The 17,714-nt window shown below is 48.9% G+C and carries 12 protein-coding genes; 3 read left to right on the forward strand and 9 right to left on the reverse strand.

Features of this window, described 5'->3' with window-relative positions; all coding sequences use genetic code 11:
* Positions 1 to 69 precede the first annotated feature (69 nt).
* The 9 genes from G8759_RS17205 to G8759_RS17245 all read right to left on the reverse strand — a co-directional run bounded on the left by G8759_RS17205 (position 70) and on the right by G8759_RS17245 (position 14,642).
* Positions 70 to 1,497, reverse strand: coding sequence for a glycoside hydrolase family 30 protein (locus G8759_RS17205; RefSeq protein ID WP_167210054.1), 1,428 nt, complete (start codon positions 1,495 to 1,497; stop codon positions 70 to 72).
* 157 nt (positions 1,498 to 1,654) lie between these two features.
* Positions 1,655 to 3,400: a gamma-glutamyltransferase gene (gene ggt / locus G8759_RS17210; RefSeq protein WP_167210056.1), complete on the reverse strand. Its 1,746-nt coding sequence runs from the start codon at positions 3,398 to 3,400 to the stop codon at positions 1,655 to 1,657.
* 86 nt (positions 3,401 to 3,486) lie between these two features.
* Positions 3,487 to 4,350, reverse strand: coding sequence for a sugar phosphate isomerase/epimerase family protein (locus tag G8759_RS17215; protein WP_167210057.1), 864 nt, complete (start codon positions 4,348 to 4,350; stop codon positions 3,487 to 3,489).
* Between the two features lie 120 nt (positions 4,351 to 4,470).
* A complete protein-coding gene (locus tag G8759_RS17220; RefSeq protein ID WP_167210059.1) occupies positions 4,471 to 6,036 on the reverse strand; it encodes a sulfatase family protein in 1,566 nt (521 codons plus the stop codon).
* A 114-nt stretch (positions 6,037 to 6,150) separates the two neighbouring features.
* The gene (locus tag G8759_RS17225) at positions 6,151 to 7,293 is read right to left on the reverse strand and encodes a GHMP family kinase ATP-binding protein (RefSeq protein WP_167210061.1); all 1,143 of its coding nucleotides are present in this window, start codon (positions 7,291 to 7,293) and stop codon (positions 6,151 to 6,153) included.
* A gap of 53 nt (positions 7,294 to 7,346) precedes the next feature.
* Complete coding sequence (locus G8759_RS17230) at positions 7,347 to 8,654, reverse strand: DUF3472 domain-containing protein (RefSeq protein WP_167210063.1); 1,308 nt, start codon at positions 8,652 to 8,654, stop codon at positions 7,347 to 7,349.
* Positions 8,655 to 8,716: 62 nt separating this feature from the next.
* A complete protein-coding gene (locus tag G8759_RS17235; protein WP_167210065.1) occupies positions 8,717 to 10,168 on the reverse strand; it encodes a RagB/SusD family nutrient uptake outer membrane protein in 1,452 nt (483 codons plus the stop codon).
* Between the two features lie 13 nt (positions 10,169 to 10,181).
* Positions 10,182 to 13,115 carry a SusC/RagA family TonB-linked outer membrane protein gene (locus G8759_RS17240; protein WP_167210068.1) on the reverse strand — a complete coding sequence of 978 codons (2,934 nt, stop codon included), beginning with the start codon at positions 13,113 to 13,115 and terminating at the stop codon, positions 10,182 to 10,184.
* 153 nt (positions 13,116 to 13,268) lie between these two features.
* Positions 13,269 to 14,642, reverse strand: a complete 1,374-nt coding sequence (locus tag G8759_RS17245; RefSeq protein ID WP_167210070.1) for a Gfo/Idh/MocA family protein — start codon at positions 14,640 to 14,642, stop codon at positions 13,269 to 13,271.
* Positions 14,643 to 14,889: 247 nt separating this feature from the next.
* Between G8759_RS17245 and G8759_RS17250 the strand changes: the two genes are divergently transcribed.
* The 3 genes from G8759_RS17250 to G8759_RS17260 all read left to right on the forward strand — a co-directional run bounded on the left by G8759_RS17250 (position 14,890) and on the right by G8759_RS17260 (position 17,462).
* On the forward strand, positions 14,890 to 15,906 hold the full coding sequence (locus tag G8759_RS17250) for a LacI family DNA-binding transcriptional regulator (RefSeq protein WP_167210072.1): 1,017 nt from the start codon (positions 14,890 to 14,892) through the stop codon (positions 15,904 to 15,906).
* A gap of 304 nt (positions 15,907 to 16,210) precedes the next feature.
* Positions 16,211 to 16,834: a hypothetical protein gene (locus G8759_RS17255; protein WP_167210074.1), complete on the forward strand. Its 624-nt coding sequence runs from the start codon at positions 16,211 to 16,213 to the stop codon at positions 16,832 to 16,834.
* 112 nt (positions 16,835 to 16,946) lie between these two features.
* Entirely contained in the window at positions 16,947 to 17,462 is a 516-nt protein-coding gene (locus G8759_RS17260) for a hypothetical protein (protein ID WP_167210076.1), read from the forward strand.
* Positions 17,463 to 17,714: the final 252 nt, after the last annotated feature.

Below are 17,714 nucleotides of genomic sequence, written 5' to 3' on the forward strand. Positions count from 1 at the left end.
ATCAGCATCGGGGCGGCTGGAATAGGTGAGTTGATAGGGTCGAAATAAGCCAACAACAGCCATTCCAGATCACCAAACGTACGTTCCAACGGAACCCGCTGGCAGCGATGTACTGACCTGTTTGCCGTTTTCGCGGATATTGAAGGGCTGTACTACATCTTTCGTATTCAATACAATCACCACTTTTTGGCCATCCGGGGTTTTAAAGGCCACATTCGGGAGCGTTTCTAACGTATTGGACTGAATCCTGATCGAACCCGGACGTACGAATTTTGATGCGACGGCTACATTGTAATAAGCCGGATTGCGGGTAATGATATTGCCAGCTATCGTAATTGCCCCCAGGCACTCTGTACACCCGCCAATGGTGTGGGGTTGCTGCTTCGGGTCTGCGGCCAGGTTCCATTCCAGCACCGTCCGGCTCCAGTTTCGGGTTGCGCCAATAATCAGTGTCTTCACGTGCCAGGCCAGATCGCCCTTCAGATTACCCGGTGCACCAATCCACTGTTCTGTGAAGTACAGATTCTTATCCGGATGGGCATCATGAACCTTCGTGAGTGCTTCAATGGGCCCGGCATACAGGTGAAACGCTGATCCGTCGACGTACTTTTTTGCTTCCGGATCATTCAGGATCGAAATCGGGAAGTCGGGCCGGTCTGCGTTGTGATCGTAGAGGAAAATTTTGGTTTCGATGCCCGCTTTTTTGAAGGCAGGCCCTAAGCTCTTCTTGATAAACGTAGCCTGCTCGGTGGGTAGCATCAGCAGGCTCGGGTTGTTGCCCGGATGCAGCGGCTCATTCTGGATGGTAATGGCATCAATCCGGATACCTTCGGCTTTCATACCCTGAATGTATTTCACGAAATACTGAGCATAGGTGTCGTAATAATCGAGCTTCAGACTACCACCTTTCGAGTTGTTATTCGTCTTCATCCAGGTTGGCGGAGACCAGGGTGAGCCCAGAATTTTCAGGTTAGGATTAATAGCCAGAATCTGTTTCAACACCGGAATCAGGTGAATACGGTCGTGGGTCAGCGAGAATTTTTCAAGCCTGACATCGGTCTGACCATCCGGAAGGTCGTCGTACGAGAAAACCCGGTCATCTAAATCCGATGCACCAATACTTAGCCGCAGATAACTTACGCCAATGTTTTTACCTTCTGTCGAGAACAACTCCTTCAATAAAGCTGCTTTCGCTTTCGCGTCCATCCGGTTGATGAGCATGGCGCTGCCGCCCGTCAACGTGTAGCCGAAGCCTTCGATCGATTGAAACGTTTTTGTTGCGTCGATATCGATGGTTGGATTCGCATCGGTGGTTGTGCGGAATGAGAGTGTGCCTGGCTGCTTCGCAAATAGCGCGGATCTGTCGGGGTTGGTTAGCCAGAATTCGACGTTTTTGGGTAAACTCTGACTTAATGCATTGTGCTGAAAACCAGGATTAAAGACTATGATGGTAAGCAGACAGAGAGCCGCCGTTTGCTTTTTAAATGGAATGTCCATAAACGGATGATTGCTTTAAGAAATGGACTAAGCTAAGAAACTGCCTCATAGCGATTGCCCAATCTATTTTGTGGGTAATCTATTTTCAATTGCTAAAACGTCACGCAGTGAATTTCTGCCGGTTTACAGATAAATAGGAAGCGATCGTGTCACTTTATTAATAACCTGCGGCCTGACCATCTTTACGCATTTCGCTGGCACCCCAGTAAATCTGGTTTTTAGCATCCCACAGAATAGCCTGATAACCCCCAAAGAAGTCAGTTTCGGCCAGATGATGCCCACGGCGTTCCAGCTCGGTACGTACCTCGTTGGAAATACCACTCTCTAATGCCAGCCGACCGCCATCTTTCATAACTGTTCCAATGGGTTCACTACTGCCCGAATGGCTAAATCGAGCCGCATCGCCCGCTTCCTGTACGTTCATACCAAAGTCGATCATGTTGCACAAAATCTGCAAATGACCCTGCGGTTGCATGGCTCCACCCATGACACCAAAGCTGAGGTAGGGTTCGCCATTTTTTGTGACAAAGCCCGGAATGATGGTATTGAAAGGTCGTTTGCCGGGCGCATAAACGTTGGCGTGGCCGGGTTGCATAGTAAAGCTGGTTCCCCGGTTATGAAAAACAAAACCGAGGCCATCAGGAACCATACCGCTACCAAATTCGAGCATGTTGCTCTGAATCAGCGATACCATATTCCCATCGTCGTCGGCTACGGTCAGGTATACCGTATCACCAGCGCGGAGGGCAGGGTCGCTTGCATCGATGCGTTCGGCGGCTTTTCTGGGGTCGATCAGCTTGCGACGACGGGCGGCATAGTCTTTGCTCAGTAAAGCATCGACAGGGACTTTGGCAAAATCCGGATCGGCATAGTATCGAGCCCGATCTTCGAAGGCTAATTTCTTGGCTTCCACCAGCAAATGCAGATAATCGGCGCTATTGTGCCCGAGGCTTTTCAAGTCAAAGCCTTCCAGAATAGTAAGCATTTGCAATACAGCTATTCCCTGGCCATTAGGCGGAAGTTCGTGAACCGTAAAGCCCCGATAGTTGACAGAAACCGGATCGACCCAGGTACTCTGGTGACTGGCCAGATCGTCTTTCCGTAGATATAAGCCCGCCTTTCGGGAATACCGGTCGATCGTTTCGGCAACGGTCCCTTTATAGAATGCATCCCGGCCACCGCTGGCAATTTTTTCGTACGTACTAGCCAGATCCGGATTCAGAAATACCTGCCCTTCTATTGGAGCCTTTCCATCAATAAGAAACGTTTTGCGAAAGTTATCGAATTCAGTAATGTCGGCCCGATTGTCCGCCAACCGCCGGGCGGCAACCTGCCAGGAGTAGGCAATCACCTGCGGAACCGGAACGCCTTCGCGCGCGTAGCGAATGCTGGGCGCAAGCAACTTTGAAACGGGTAATTTGCCAAAGCGCTTATGCAACTGAAACCAGCCGTCTACGGCTCCGGGCACCGAAACGGAAAGTGGACCGTACAGTGGAATCTGCGCCCGTTGGCCCAGAACCGTCTTTAGGGCTTCATAGGATAAACCTTTTGGCGAACGGCCGCTGGCATTGAGTCCATACAATTTGCGGTCTTTAGCCGACCAGACAATCGCGAACAGGTCGCCACCGATACCACCATTATTGGGTTCAATAACACCCAGTGCCGCATTGGCCGCGATGGCCGCATCAACTGCAGTTCCGCCCTGTTTAAGCACATCCAGGCCGATCTGTGTGGCGAGTGGATGACTCGTTGCAACCATGCCATGTTTTCCAAGTACCGGGCTTCGGGTGGCAATGTTTGATCCGGTTATACGATCACCTTTGCCGATTACAGGCTGCCCGATGAGTGGGTAGCCAAATAGAAATAGTAAGATGGACAGGTGACCAGCCAGGCGGATTTGCATTTGTCTGAATGGGGTAAAAATCAACTTCCCGAAAGCGTCATGCTTTCGGGAAGTTGTTGTTATGCTGAGGAATTAAAAAAAATCCACTACTCTTTTAAATTTTTCAGATATGCAATGCTCTGGCGAACCTGAACATCTTCGTGATTGCTTTCATCCTCAATAAAATAATGCTTGATACCTACTTTTTTGCCAGCCTTCAATACGCCCGGCATATCTACCTGACCCTTGCCCAGAACAACGTCATTTTCGGGCGGAGTGCCACCGCTGAGGTCACCTTTGATACCCTTTTTAAGGTCTTTGAGGTGCATGAGTTTCCAGCGACTTCCATATTTGTTCAATAGCGCGACCGGGTCGGCACCACCGTGCTGGGCCCATAGAATATCCAGTTCAAAGGATACGTACTGCGGGTTCGTGTTTTGAACAATATAGTCGAAAAGGGTTCCATTCTGATACGGCCCGAATTCGTAGCCGTGGTTGTGGTAGCAAAACGTCAGGCCGTTGTCTTTCAGGATTTTACCCACCCGGTTGAAATCCTCGACGGCTTTCTTTGCGTTCTCAATAGTGAAGTTGCTCTTTTCGTGCGGTATCCAGGCGACCATGACGTAGGAAGCACCTAGAATTTTAGCGCTTTTGACGATGCTTTCAGGCTCTTTCACAATTTGCTCGTACCCGGCTCCAGTAGCAACCATCTTTATGCCCCGCTTATCCAGCATTTTTCGGTACTCTTCGGTTGTTACACCCTTTGGTGTGCCACCCTCCATTTCTGTAAAGCCCAAAGCCTTGATCGTGTCCAGTGTGGCCACAACATCTTTGGGGAAATAGGCCCGGTAGGTATAGGCTTCGACGCCTAAGGGAAAGGTATACAGCGGTTTACGTGATTGGGCAGAAACGCCGGTTACGGAAAGCGATAACCCAAGCAATACGCCCAGGGGATAAGCAGATTTGAACATAACGTAAGGTTTTAAGAATAGTAGATAAAGCCTAATTGCCAGCACTACTACTGTTTTTTACCTTCACAGTATATCCTAAAAACAACGCTAAGCCATAATCCAGCTACGAATCAGCTACGATTATTGCATGGCTTTCTGTCGGATTTCCTGTAGTCGTTGTTTTAGTTGCTGAACCCGTTCAGGATATTGACTGGCAACATTTCGTTTTTCGCCCAGATCGTTTGCCAGATTATACAGTTGCGGCTTTGGGTTATTTCCCAGTTCGGTTGAGGTGAATTTTTCAAAGGCTGGACCGTCGCTGGGGTCGATGTATTTCCATGTTCCCTGAACAATGGACAACGTTCCGGCATGTTCAACAATCTCGGCACGGCCAGCCGGATCGCGACCAAGTAGTGCATTGAGTTGATTTTCTGTGTCCGGCGCGTCCGTGTGATTGTATGGCTGTCCTAAAAGAGCGGCAAAATCAGCCAGAAAATCAATCTGGCTAATGGGAGCGTCTGATTGGCCGGGTTTTACCGTGCCCGGCCAGCGCACGAGCAACGGTACTCTGGTTCCGGCCTCAAAGGCGCTGTATTTTCCGCCCCGCAACGGTCCGGCGGGCCGGTGCCCACTCAGTTTTTGTACGGCCTGATCCTGATAGCCATCGTCAACAACCGGACCATTGTCGCTCGAAAGCAGCACCAGCGTGTTGTTTGTCAGTTGTAAGCGATCGAGCGTTTTCAGGATTTCACCCACTTCCCAATCGAATTCGAGGAGAGCATCTCCGCGGGCTCCAAGTCCGCTTTTACCAACGAACCGAGGGTGCGGAACGCGTGGAACATGAATATCGTGGGTTGCGAAGTAAAGAAAGAATGGCTGGGCCGACGCTCGATTTTTTTGACTGGACTCAATAAACTGAACGGCCTGTTTGGTGAATACATCGGCCATGTCTTCATCTTTCCAGAGAGCCGATTTGCCACCCGTCATGTAGCCAATGCGGCTAATGCCATTGACGATGGTCATATCATGGCCATGCGAGGGTTTCATCTTTAGCTTGTCGGGGTTTTCGCGGCCCGTTGGCTCATCGCCGATCTTTTGTTTGTAATCGACTTGAATCGGGTCTTTTGGATCAAGGTTCACTACCCGGTGATTTTCCACGTACACGCATGGCACCCGATCGCCGGTAGCGGCCATGATGTACGAGCGGGTAAATCCCAGTTCCACGGGGCCGGGTTTAAGGTCACCATTCCAGTCCGGTCCTTCGGGGCCACCCAGGCCCAGATGCCATTTACCCACGGATGCAGTTTGATAGCCAGCAGCTTTGAAGACGCCGGGCAATGTACTACGCCCCGGTTTGATAATTAGTGAGGCATTGCCCGGTGCAATGCCCGTACCTTTTTGACGCCAAGCGTATTCACCCGTCATGAGCGAATAGCGCGAGGGAGTACAGGTGGCCGAGGTTGCATAGGCATTCTTAAAGCGCAATCCCTGACTGGCCAGCCGGTCTATGTTTGGTGTTTTGACTTTGGTCGATCCATAACAGCTTAGGTCGCCATAACCAAGGTCGTCGGCATAGATCAGGACAACATTTGGCCGTTGGGCTGTCTGGTGTTCATCCGCTTTGGTAATCTGAGCGATTACTGCCGCGCTGGCTAGAGTCAAGGCAATTAACGTAATTGTGCGTAGCAACACAGCAATGTTATTCATCGAATTAGAGCTTAATCAGAGATAATAAAAGGTAATTAAAGGATCGGGGTAAGCTATTACTTATAGCAAAGCTACCCAGATAATTTAATTACCTATACACATCTGCAAAAATTGTTACTTCGTTGATAACCGACTGCCGGACGCTCTCACTGGTGCTGGTTGCTGTAGTTGAGTAGTTCCTTCATCTACATTGACAATGTAGGCTCGTCCGCCCTCCCGTTCGATCGCTTCAGCTACGTGTTCGGCATTATCGGGCGCATAGGCGAACATACACCCGCCCCCGCCCGAGCCGTTAATCTTTCCGCCCAGCGCTCCCGCAGTCAGTGCAGCATCGAGCATCCGGTCAATCTTGGGGGTCGAAATTCGCTGCGCATCGCGAAGATTGGCATGGTGGGCAGTGAGTAACTGCCCAAGCCGAATATCATTGAGCGGTGCGACCGACTGGTCGGACGACTGAATCAGGGCCAGGGCTTCCTGAAGAATATCACGATTCGAGAGTGTTCCTTTCAGAAGTATATAATCGTCTTTTGTTAGAAAATTTCGGTACTTTTTTACTTCATCGATATTGGTCGTATGTAATGAAAAAGCTGGATTCAGAACCGTTAATTGCTTTACAATCCGCAACATACCGTGTTTCACCCGTCCCAGAATGCCGATGGTATCTTTCGGCTCTCCCGAATCGCCCAGAACGAACGTTCCTAAAGCAGCACGGTAGGTTTTTAGTCGGATAAACGGTTTCGATTCCAGGTAAATTATACCGCCGAGTGCCGTAGAATAGTGGTCCATCATACCTCCCGGTTCGCCGAATTCAAGAACTTCGGCCATATAGGCAAGCTCTGCAAGTCGTTTGGGAAGAAGCATCTGGGGGTTATCGGCCAGTTGGCTCAGCACATTTAGCCAGGTAACCAGCAGGGCCGACGAGCTTGAAGTACCCGCGTTAATCGGAATCTGCCCACTGACTTCACCGTCTATTCCCTGACTAAATTGAAACCCGGCTCGATGCAACACGTTAATAGCACTACGGAAATAATCTCGATCGTGCCGATAAGTCAGAGGTAGATCGGTTAGGTTAATTTGTTCCTGACCGCCAATGTCGGGTAAACGTAGTCGGACAATTGGCTGGTCGATGCGCTCGCCGGTTAGGTAAATTCGGCACGAAATAGCGCTGGCAATGACGGGCAGTCCCAAATAATCCTGGTGTTCACCATATAGGCAGATTCGACCAGGCGTTGAGGCATAAATGGATAGTTTATTCATTCACAGGAAAGCTAAGCGTATTCTGATCAACTAAAACGAAGCAAATGAAGCGTTTAGGGATGTATGTTGGGCAGTGAGTTTAAATCGACCGCAGGGGGCAGACCCGTTGATAGACGGCTGAGGGATTTGTTCAATGGAACAGGATTGGCGAAGAAACCTCCATTCTGCAGGAAGAATTGGCCGTTTTCGACCCCACCCGCGTAGTCCAGTCGCTGCCTGTTTTTGGCCGTTGCATCCCCCGTAAACGTAGCCGATGCCAGTTCGATCCAGTTGCCAGTCGTACTCCTGATCCATTGATTCGTATAAAAAGCTTTGCGCCCGGTATACCCAACCTTATCGATGAAGTTTTCCAGAAAGGAGTAAAGGCCGGTTAGGTAGGTGGTTGTATTGGGCTTTTTCCAGGTCGCAATAAACTGCCAGTTCCCGACTTCCGGAGCGAAGAACCAGGATGAGAACAGGGTGTTTCCTGACCCATCCGGTACGCCATGAGTCAAAAACCTGTAGGTAGTTCCGGCTTTCCAGTTGTATTTCAGATAGCTCTGCCCGCCAGTTCCTTCACCGTCGAATCCATTGTCGGTGACGTTGGGCCCTTTCCGGACGAGTGTAGTCTTGCCTGCTGAAGGGTCCCAAATCGAAAAAAGGACGCGTCGTTCCGTTGCGCTATTTACCTGAATACCAAAGTAGCCACCCGAAAAACCATTGGCCATGTAATACGAGCCTATGTTGTCTTCGCCAGTTGGAACCGTTATTTCGTTATAAAACCACTCCACATCAGTAGCAGCCGGAGGGGCATATTTGAGATGAACGGAAGGCCCTCGTCGTGACCAATAATAATTTGCCGGATCATTAGCGAAAACGATCGTGGAATTGGCCGCAGGTCCGGTGATGATCAGGTCAGAAATCTCACCAAATGAATCGCCGGATTTATGGGCGCCCTGCAAATCGACTTTGACGTATCCGGCAGCAGGAATCGCGATCGATCCGACGGGTATCGTTTGGAAGTCAGACGCTGTCAGACTGACCGAGAATGGTTTGCCATTGACCGAAACCCTGATCGTGCTCGTTCCCGATGGCGCTTTCGCCCGTAGGGAAACGGCAATTTTTTCAGCTTTATCCAGTCGGAAATAAACGCTGGCCTTACTTTCCGAATTACGCCAATTGGTCAGACCCTGAGCTGTTATTACCTCAGATCCACCCGAAACAGTATGTGTAATGAATCCATTTCCGGCAAGTGGAATGGATAGTGTCGTGTCGGACAGATTTGGCAAAGCCGACGATTTTGCCGCTGTATCCGGTTCGTTGGATGCGCAGGCTACCGACACCGCGAAAGCATATAGAAACGTGACGATACCTGTTTGCATGGATGGTCCAGATTTAGATAAGGTAAATTGCCGCAACCAGCATATGGCTGGTTGCGGCAAACTTATAATGGATTTTGCTTCAGATTGCGGTTCAGGGTAATCTCTGCTTCCGGAATCAGATGGACAAGTTGTTTGTCGTCGGGAGCAACGGTTTGCTGGCCGGTCTGGGTATTGTGGTAGCCGGGGTAGTTTCGAGTCAGACTCAGGTTGTTGCGGTACAAATCGTAGGGGCGGTGGCCTTCAAACGCCAGTTCCAGCCGTCGCTCCTGCAACACCACGTCCAGTACGGTCGGAAGTCCTTTCAGATCCGTAGCCGAGTAGAGGTCGGTTCCACTCAATCCGGCCCGTTTGCGAATAAGGTTTACGTCTTCGATGGCTTTTGCCAGTTCACCCGTTTTGGCATAGGCTTCGGCACGATTCAGGTACATTTCCGACAGGCGAAGCAGGACAGGCGAACTCAGCGTAGGAATGCCACCCTGATTCGAAAATTTGGTAATGTACACTTTATCGATTCCGTTCCGTTTTTCCTGCTGTCCCTGTGCCGTCAGCTTACGAACCAGAAAAACCCGGCGTTGATCATTCGGATACTTATTGACCAGATCCTGGTAGGCCTGAGACGCATATACTTCACCCCAGCCTACACCACCCGGCGACGTATAATACATGGAGCCAATCGCGCTAAAGCCCCGGTCATCTTTCAGGGTATGCTTGATCGCCAGGATAATTTCCCGGTTCTGCTCATTCTCAACTGAATAGAAATCCGGTACCTGCGTTGGGGTTGATAGCGTAAACCGACCATCAGCAATCACCAAGTTTGCGTAGCTGATAGCATTTGCATGATCATTCATGTACAGCGATACCCGCGACAGTAAAGCGTAGGCCGCAGCTGCACTGGCGTAACTGTTCGTTCGCACACTCGTCATAAGTTTGGCCGCTTTGGTCAGATCATTGATGACAAAGGTGTACACATCTTTCACCGTTGCCCGACTGGCATCGTCGTCGGCTTTGGTATCGGTTTTGATAATAATGCCAGGATTTGTTTCCGGGCTCTGGTTATAAGGGCGACCAAACAGCCGAACCAGATCGAAATGGACCATAGCCCGCAGGAACAGGTTCTCGCCTAAAAGCTGATCAAGCTCTTTCGACGTGCCTTCTTTAATGGCACCAATTACTTTGTTGCAACCCACAATAACCTGATATCCTTTCCTGTAAATCTGGAGTGAATTGCCCTGATCTGACGTATGGCGGTATGTATAGGTCAAAAAGAGTGGGTCGGTCGTGGTGCCGCTTAGTGTCAGGTTGTCGCCCGGATACTCGTTCATAATGAACAGGTTACGAGTGTAGTCGGAATCTTTCAGAAAGGTGTAATTGCCGTCTGTAGCGGCCCGTAGCCCCTGAGCGTTTTGCAGAATAACTTCTTCGGAAAGACCGTTGTAGGCTGTTTTGTCGATACTACAGGCGGAGGCCAACAGCACACTTCCCAGCAGTATAAAACGTGAAAAAATAGGTGTCATATTCAGAGAAAGATTAGAAGCTGAGTTGAACGCCAAAAACAAACTTTTTGCTGAAGGGGTATTTCGTACCGACTTCGCCCGTTTCTGTTACGTCGGGGTCAATGCCCGAAAAATTCGTGATCGTGAACAGGTTATCGCCCGATGCCGTCAGTCTGACGCCGGTAAGACTGGCCTTTTTCACCAAAGCCGTCGGTAGCTCATAGCTCAGGCTGACGTTGCGTAAGCGGAGATAATTGCCATTTTCGAGAAAACGCGACGAAGGACGCTGGGCATTGTTGTTGCCGCCAATCATGTACTTCGGGTGTGTGGCAATATCGCCTTGTTTTTCCCAGCGGCTCCAGCCTTTCTGCAAAGCCATCAGGTTATAGCGGTCATACGCGCCGTCATTATCGAACAGGTTGCGGTCGCCGTTATACAGTGTCGCTCCCGTCGAGTAAGTGAAGAACGCATTCAGCTCAAGACCTTTCCAGCTCAGGACCTGACGGATACCGCCGAACAGTTTCGGATTGGCATTGCTGCCGATAAACTGAATTGTCGCTTCGTTGTAATTACCCGTTGTCGTCGATGTGCCGTCAGCATTCACCTTTTCCCAAAGTGGCGAGCCAGTCTGCGGATCGACGCCCGCCCACCGACGCATGTACCAACTGTTCAGTGGCTGGTCGATGGCGAAAGGGCGCATGTTGTTCGCAACAAAAGTACGATCGCCATAGAGGGCGGTAACCCGGTTGCGGTTCATGCCAGCGTTGAGTTCGGCCCGCCATTTCAGGGCTGTGTTCTGAAGGATATCGGCGGATAAAACGACCTCAAGGCCCCGGTTCAATACGGCTCCAACGTTCTCTGTAATGGACGCATAGCCGCTTGTAGCCTGTAAAGGACGATTGAAGAGCAGGTTGTCTGTCAGGCGGTTATACAGATCGACTGAGACGGACAGACGATTCCATAACGTAGCGTCAATTCCTAAATTCGTGTTGTTCGATACTTCCCAGGATAGATTCGGATTTTCGATGCGGGTTGGATAGGCAGATGGAACTCCGGCATACTGACCCGTGAGGTTATATAAGCCCTGTGACGCATAATCACTGATGCCGTCGGCGTTACCGGTGGTGCCGTAGCTCAGCCGGAATTTCAGGTTATTCAATGTAGGATTGCTCCGCAGAAATGCTTCGTTGGAAGCCACCCAGGTCAGACCAACGGCGTAAAAGTTGCCGTATTTGTGGTTGCTCCCGAATTTCGAGGAGCCATCGCGACGGAACGAAGTCGTTACGAGGTATTTCTCGTTATAGCCGTAATTTGCCTGAAACAGATAGGACGAAAAGGCATTATCTGTTTTGGTGCCGTTGATGCTCTCGGCCTGCGAGGTTGCGTCCAGAATATTGAGTCCCGAAAAAATTCCCTTGCCAGTAGCACCCAGCGACTGATAGTAGTATGTCTGGTACTCATAGCCAGCCAAACCGTCGAGGCTATGACCACCTCCGAAACTGTGCCGGAAACGAAGCAGATTGGACGTGAGCAGGGTGTTGCTGCGGTCGGTGTAATTGGTCAGCCGCCCGAACACATCGGCAGCACTGTTACCCCGCAAATCCTGACTGGTTTCTGTGGCATAAATAGAAGTCTGCGCCCGGTTGGTCGTAGTCAGTGTGAGCCAGGGAAGCAGGTCGTATTCCGCTTTCAGGAGCAGATCGCCCGAAAGTGTGTTCTCTTTGAAGGTGCCGTATTGCTGATTGTAGATGAAGTTGGCGTTATCACGACCATACCATGTTTTAGCCCCCGTTACCGGATTATAAGGCTGGCCATTCAGGTAAGGGTCGTCGTAGGGCAGGTACGTGTAAGCACCATAGAGCGAGCCACCGCTGTTATCGTATCCACGCGTGTAGGTTCCGGCGGTGTTCAGGCTAACGCGAAACTTTTCACTCACGTTATGGCTGAAATTGAGTCGTAATCCAAAACGATCCAGTCCGGTTTCTTTCAAAATACCGTCTTCCTGATAATAGTTGCCGCTCAGGAAAAAACGGGATTTGTCGCTGCCTCCCGCTGCACTTAGCTCGGCCAGTGTGTTGCTGGCGGGTCTGAAGGCTTTATCGAACCAGTTGGTATTAGCGTTCTTTTCCGGTGCAGGCAGGTAATCATTGATATTGGCTGTTGGCCTGTCGCGCTGAAATACCTGTTTCTGGAGAGAATACAACTGTTGACCGTCGAGCAATCGAAAGTTGCCCAGACTCAGATACCCGACCCCTTTGTTTAATCGAGCCGTAACCTGCGTTTTACCAGAAGTCCCCCGGCGTGTCGTAACAACGATAACTCCGTTTGACGCCCGTGCTCCGTAAAGCGCGGTTGCCGATGCATCTTTCAGCACCGTTATCGATTCAATATCGCTGGGGTTTGGAATGCCTCCGATAACGCCATCCACTACATAAAGCGGATTGGAACTGGCCGTGAGTGTGCCCACACCCCGAATCAGGATTTTGGGCGGAGTCCGTGGATCGCCGGAGCTATTGCCAACGAATACACCGGCTGCTTTCCCCTGTAACAACTGACCGACGTTGTTGGCCGTCACGTCTTTCAACTCCTTTGCGGATACGGCCTGAGCTGCACCCGTCAGTGTTTTCTGTCGGGTGGAGGTGTAGCCCAGCACGACGACTTCATCGAGCATGGTGTCGGCTTTTTTGAGCGAAATCTCGGTATTGGTGCGATTGCCAACGGTCAGGGTTGTTCCCTGAAAACCAATCGAACTGATTTCCAGTACATCGGTTGCTGTAGCGCGAACTGAGAATGTACCCTGGGCATTGGTGGTTGTGCCCTGGGTTGTGCCACGAACCACGATGGTCGCACCCGGTAATGGCTGACCGGTATCGTCGCGAACCAGGCCAGTAAACGTCACTTGCTGCGCAAATCCGCTGATGCTTAGGCATAGCGTCAGTAGCAACGCTTTAACGAAAAGATTGCTCATGGTAGAATGTTTAAAGAAATGAGATAGGTAAGAGGACGAGGGGTTAATGTGGTAGTGTTCACGGTCTTATGCCGCGAGAGATAGATGATGTCGGGCTCTGGGGCGCCATTGCTCAGTCAAACCCGACACGAATCCGATTAGCTTAATGCCGACTTAATAGATCTCATTCAGGCCGAAAATAGGCTTGTTGGTTTTCCACTTACCCCGGGTGAAATCTGGGATTTCCATGGGTTTGCTGCCTCCCGCAATACTTTGTTCGGACAGGGGGCTGATGGCACTCCAGGCCGCAGCGTCATAGACATCGATGGGCGGAGCAACCTGATTTTTAATGGATTCGATAAATCCACGCAACACAAAGAAATCGATGCCGCCATGCCCGGAATTCTGAGCCGTTTGGGCGTGCTGTTTCCACAGAGGATGGTCGTATTTTTCCTGATAAGTGTTGAATGACTCCCACTGGTGCGGTTTAGGACTAACTCCTTCGAGATAAATCGTATCGCCATCGTCCATCCAGATCCCCTGCGTGCCCTGGGCCCGGAAACCCAGCGAATAGGGGCGGGGAGAGTTCGTATCGTGAATGATGACAATATTCTCTCCATTGGCACACTCGACCACCGTCGTAACTACATCGCCCAGCTTGAAATTCACCTTTGTGTTCGGATGATCCGGTCCCCCTTTATCGACCACGTATTTGTGTAGCCCCCTTGATTTTGTGGCCGTTGAGGTCAGGTGTGTAAACCGATTTCCCCGGTTAATATTGAGCCAGTGAGCCACTGGTCCGAGACCGTGAGTAGGATAGAGGTCGCCATTCCGATCAACGGAATGCTGGGTGCGCCAGTGAGCTTCCGAGAACCCTTTTGCGCCGAATTCAGCACCAACGCCCCCGATCGACTGACCATCGTTGAATTTAATATTTCGCAGATCATGTTCATAACCACAGTGGGCGTAGGTCATTTCGCCGAACATACCCTGACGAACCATGTTCAGAATGGCCATTACGTCGCGTCGGTAGCACACGTTTTCGAGCAGCATACAGTGAGAGCCGGTCTTTTCATAGGCATTAACCAGATCCCAGGATTCTTTCAAGGTAACCGTAGCCGATACTTCCAGACCGGCGTATTTGCCCGCTTTCATGGTTGCAACAGCCATTGGCGTATGCCATTCCCAGGGTGTAGCAATCACCACTCCATCGATGTCGTCGCGTTTGAGCATCTGCAGGAACGCGTCGTCGCCGGTTGTGTAGGCGGGTGGTGTTTTACGACCCGCTTTTTCGATCATGGCATTGGCTTTCGCAATAGACTTCGGGTCAGTGTCGCAAATAGCCGTAATCTCCACATCGTCGCGGAATAAAGCCTGCTGGATATGGCTTCGCCCGCGAGCACCAACACCGATGAACCCCAGTCGTACTTTTGATAAAGCAGGTGGCTGATTATTGGCCGATGCTGATGTAAATAATGATGGAATAAGGGGAACGGCAGCGCTACTCAGGGCAGCAGTCCGCAGAAAAGAACGACGCGTAGTTGTCATTGTTGACAAAGGTTTAATGAAAAGGACAAGAGGCCATTTAGGGCTTTCTGTAGTGCCGAACGGTTTAGGAAAATTAGTCCTTCAAAACGCCATAGTAAACAGGGATCGTCTCCATGATGGCGACAAGAATGGGCTGGACCAGTGCGCAAACGATTGCCCTACCTTGTGCAAACGTTTGTCAAAAACAGAAGAAATTTCCGATTCCACTGGATAAATAGCTATTTTGTAGAAGCGATTAATCCAACTGATGAAAGAAACAATTACAATCAAGGAAATTGCCCGTCGGTTACGTATCTCACCGTCTACTGTTTCGCGGGCTTTGCAGGATAATCCGCGTATTAGCCAGCCAACCCGCGAGGCTGTTCGTGCTTTGGCTGGCGAGTTGAAGTATTTTCCGAGTACGACGGCCCGTAACCTGCGAAGTGGAAAGACGGGTGTATTTGCGATGGTGCTGCCCGAAATCAGGGAGAATTTTTTCTCGGAAGTAGTCAATGGTGTTGAAGAACTGGCGTTTAGCCACCAGTATACCGTTGCACTCTATCAATCGCACGATCTGTTCGAGCGGGAAAAACAGATTCTGGCGGTGCTGGCGTCGAACCGGGTCGATGGAATCATGCTGTCGGTCGCGAAAGAGTCACAGCAATTTCAGCACGTTCAGGATCTGATCGACCGGGGTATTCCCGTGGTTTTATTCGACCGGATTCCACCAAAAATTGAGGCTCATCAGGTAGGCTGTGATATTGAGAAAGGGGCTTATGACGCCACTAAATGGTTAGCGAATCGTGGGTTTCGCCGGATTGCGCTACTGAATGGGCCTCACCCCCTGGTGGCCAGTGAAGACCGGTATCGAGGCTACATCAAGGCGTTGGTTGAAGAGCAGTTGCCAGTCGAAAATGCGCTGATCAAACGGGTCGATCTGACCACGGAAGATATTACGGAAAAAATGACCCAATTGCTGCTGTCGGCGAATCGGCCCGATGCGGTGCTGGCCTTTAACGATTATGTAGCCCTGGATGCGATGCAGATTTGCCGTAGGCAGGGGCTGCGCATCAATGAAGATATTTCGTTCGTCAGTTTTGCCAACCTACCTCTCAATACCTATCTGGAGCATCCGCCATTGGCCTCCGTTGAGCAGCACCCCTATCAGATCGGATTGAAAGCGGCTGAAATTCTGCTGTCCATCACTGATCCTAAAACAGACGATCCTGACAATGGCTTTCAGCGGGTTATGCTGGAACCGGAGTTGATCATTCGAAAGGGGTAGTTGTGCCGTGGTTTCAATTTCCCTTGTAAATCGTCAAGACAGCCTTCAAAACCCTCAAACCAACTCAATTGGCTGACCGACGAAATTATGTTAGCTGTTTCGTCTGGAAACTTGCCCGAATCCTGTATTATTATATATAAATTATTTTTTTTTGGATACTTAATTGCAATTTGTGACTTAGCATGAGCTAAGCCACTCTAAGAAAAAGGGAAGTTTACGTGTAAGTGATGATGTAGATTGTAGAGAAGTTCAGATAGATTGGTGGTCTGTATCTTGCTCATTTGATGCTTGCTACTGGAGTTTTATGTATACTGAAAATAGGAATGTTTGTAGTTATTCAGGTGATGCAGGTCCAGGAGGGAGTTATTATGGTATATATATAGCAGATCAATCCATTCTACCAAGGTATAATTTACTGACGGCTATTAAAAGTACCAGTACCCTTACTCCAACTCAGGAACGTCAATTGGAAGAAGCACTCAATGATTTTGTTGGACCTTGTCTCAACACTGCTATTTACAAAATAATGGTAGCAAAAGGTCAAATGTTTAATTTTAGAATTGATCCAAGTGTCTCATATCCTGCTAATTATAATCCCTTTAACAATAATCTAACATTTCAATCGGCAGCCAATATTGACCAGCCTGATTTCTTAAGAGAGGAGCTTTTTCACGGATATCAGAATTCCTTTTATGAAAATAAGACATCTCAATATGCTAATACTGGTAAATCTAATATTGAATTTGAGGCCAAACTCTACAAAGACCTACTCAGTGTTATAAGTGGGAGCGGTGGAAGCTTTACTGGAGTTACTTTCTCTAATAATTGGTATGATAGTTATGTTCAATGGATTAAAGAGTTAACAGATAGTTTTACTAAATACCCATCCGTTATTAACATGGATAAATACAATTTTTTCTTGGAATAATTTAAACAACCTTACCCTGAATATAATACACCTAGTGTGCCTGGCATGAAACCTGATGCATTAATGAATGCTATTCTAGGGTCAATGTGTACACATTAAAACAAACTAGTTTATGAAAAAGAGAATGACTTTCATTCTGTTACTAATTCTTTGGTCCACAGCCTTACGTGTGTCTGGCCAGGGTAATTTTGATAAACGTGTACTTAAAGGCTCGATAGAATCATATTCGGTGTCGATCAGTGGAACGGACATTATTGTTAAAAATCAGAAAAACAAGTTAACAAGAACAACTCCTAATTATAATATTGAAAAGGTTTCAACATCTGGTATAGATGCTGAAAAGGTTTATACGGATATAATGGATAATTTAAGGACAGCTTTAAGTAGTAAACAGAAGTCACTGTTCAAATCAGGAAAAAATATATTAGTAAGCTTTGAAATTAATAATCAGGGAAAAATAGAAGAGCCTGTTTTTTTTCTGCCGAATGATTCTCCATTAACAATAGCTGAGATTGAAAATATAGAAAAGATAATCAAAAAAACTAGAGTGAATTTCAAAAATCCTGATCAATATTCATCAATTAATTTTATACCATGGAATATTGTACTGAGAAGTAAAGACTTATGAAAGAGGAGACTACGGCGCTATTGTAAGGCTTTAGGTTTCTCTTCAAACCCCAAGTCTATTGCAGCTATCAGCAAGCCTGTTACTGAAATTGGGTGAGGTCAACTCTAAATAACGACTCATTGGATGATTTACTGTAAGAGAAGTGAATCGCACTTGTTAGGCTTCGAATCGGCATCACAAACTCTGAAAATTTGCCCCTTGAACCTAAACTTAACGTGATTAGAATCGAAAAATGCCAATAAAAAAATTAAT

The sequence above is a fragment of the Spirosoma aureum genome (assembly GCF_011604685.1).
GTDB classification, from domain to species: Bacteria; Bacteroidota; Bacteroidia; order Cytophagales; family Spirosomataceae; genus Spirosoma; species Spirosoma aureum.

Coding starts and splice junctions, on each gene's coding strand:
- G8759_RS17235 (WP_167210065.1), bottom strand. CDS start 10,168: ATGACACCTATTTTTTCACGTTTTATACTGCTGGGAAGTGTGCTGTTG.
- G8759_RS17245 (WP_167210070.1), bottom strand. CDS start 14,642: ATGACAACTACGCGTCGTTCTTTTCTGCGGACTGCTGCCCTGAGTAGC.
- G8759_RS17240 (WP_167210068.1), bottom strand. CDS start 13,115: ATGAGCAATCTTTTCGTTAAAGCGTTGCTACTGACGCTATGCCTAAGC.
- G8759_RS17220 (WP_167210059.1), bottom strand. CDS start 6,036: ATGAATAACATTGCTGTGTTGCTACGCACAATTACGTTAATTGCCTTG.
- G8759_RS17230 (WP_167210063.1), bottom strand. CDS start 8,654: ATGCAAACAGGTATCGTCACGTTTCTATATGCTTTCGCGGTGTCGGTA.
- ggt (WP_167210056.1), bottom strand. CDS start 3,400: ATGCAAATCCGCCTGGCTGGTCACCTGTCCATCTTACTATTTCTATTT.
- G8759_RS17260 (WP_167210076.1), top strand. CDS start 16,947: ATGAAAAAGAGAATGACTTTCATTCTGTTACTAATTCTTTGGTCCACA.
- G8759_RS17250 (WP_167210072.1), top strand. CDS start 14,890: ATGAAAGAAACAATTACAATCAAGGAAATTGCCCGTCGGTTACGTATC.
- G8759_RS17255 (WP_167210074.1), top strand. CDS start 16,211: ATGTATACTGAAAATAGGAATGTTTGTAGTTATTCAGGTGATGCAGGT.
- G8759_RS17205 (WP_167210054.1), bottom strand. CDS start 1,497: ATGGACATTCCATTTAAAAAGCAAACGGCGGCTCTCTGTCTGCTTACC.
- G8759_RS17215 (WP_167210057.1), bottom strand. CDS start 4,350: ATGTTCAAATCTGCTTATCCCCTGGGCGTATTGCTTGGGTTATCGCTT.
- G8759_RS17225 (WP_167210061.1), bottom strand. CDS start 7,293: ATGAATAAACTATCCATTTATGCCTCAACGCCTGGTCGAATCTGCCTA.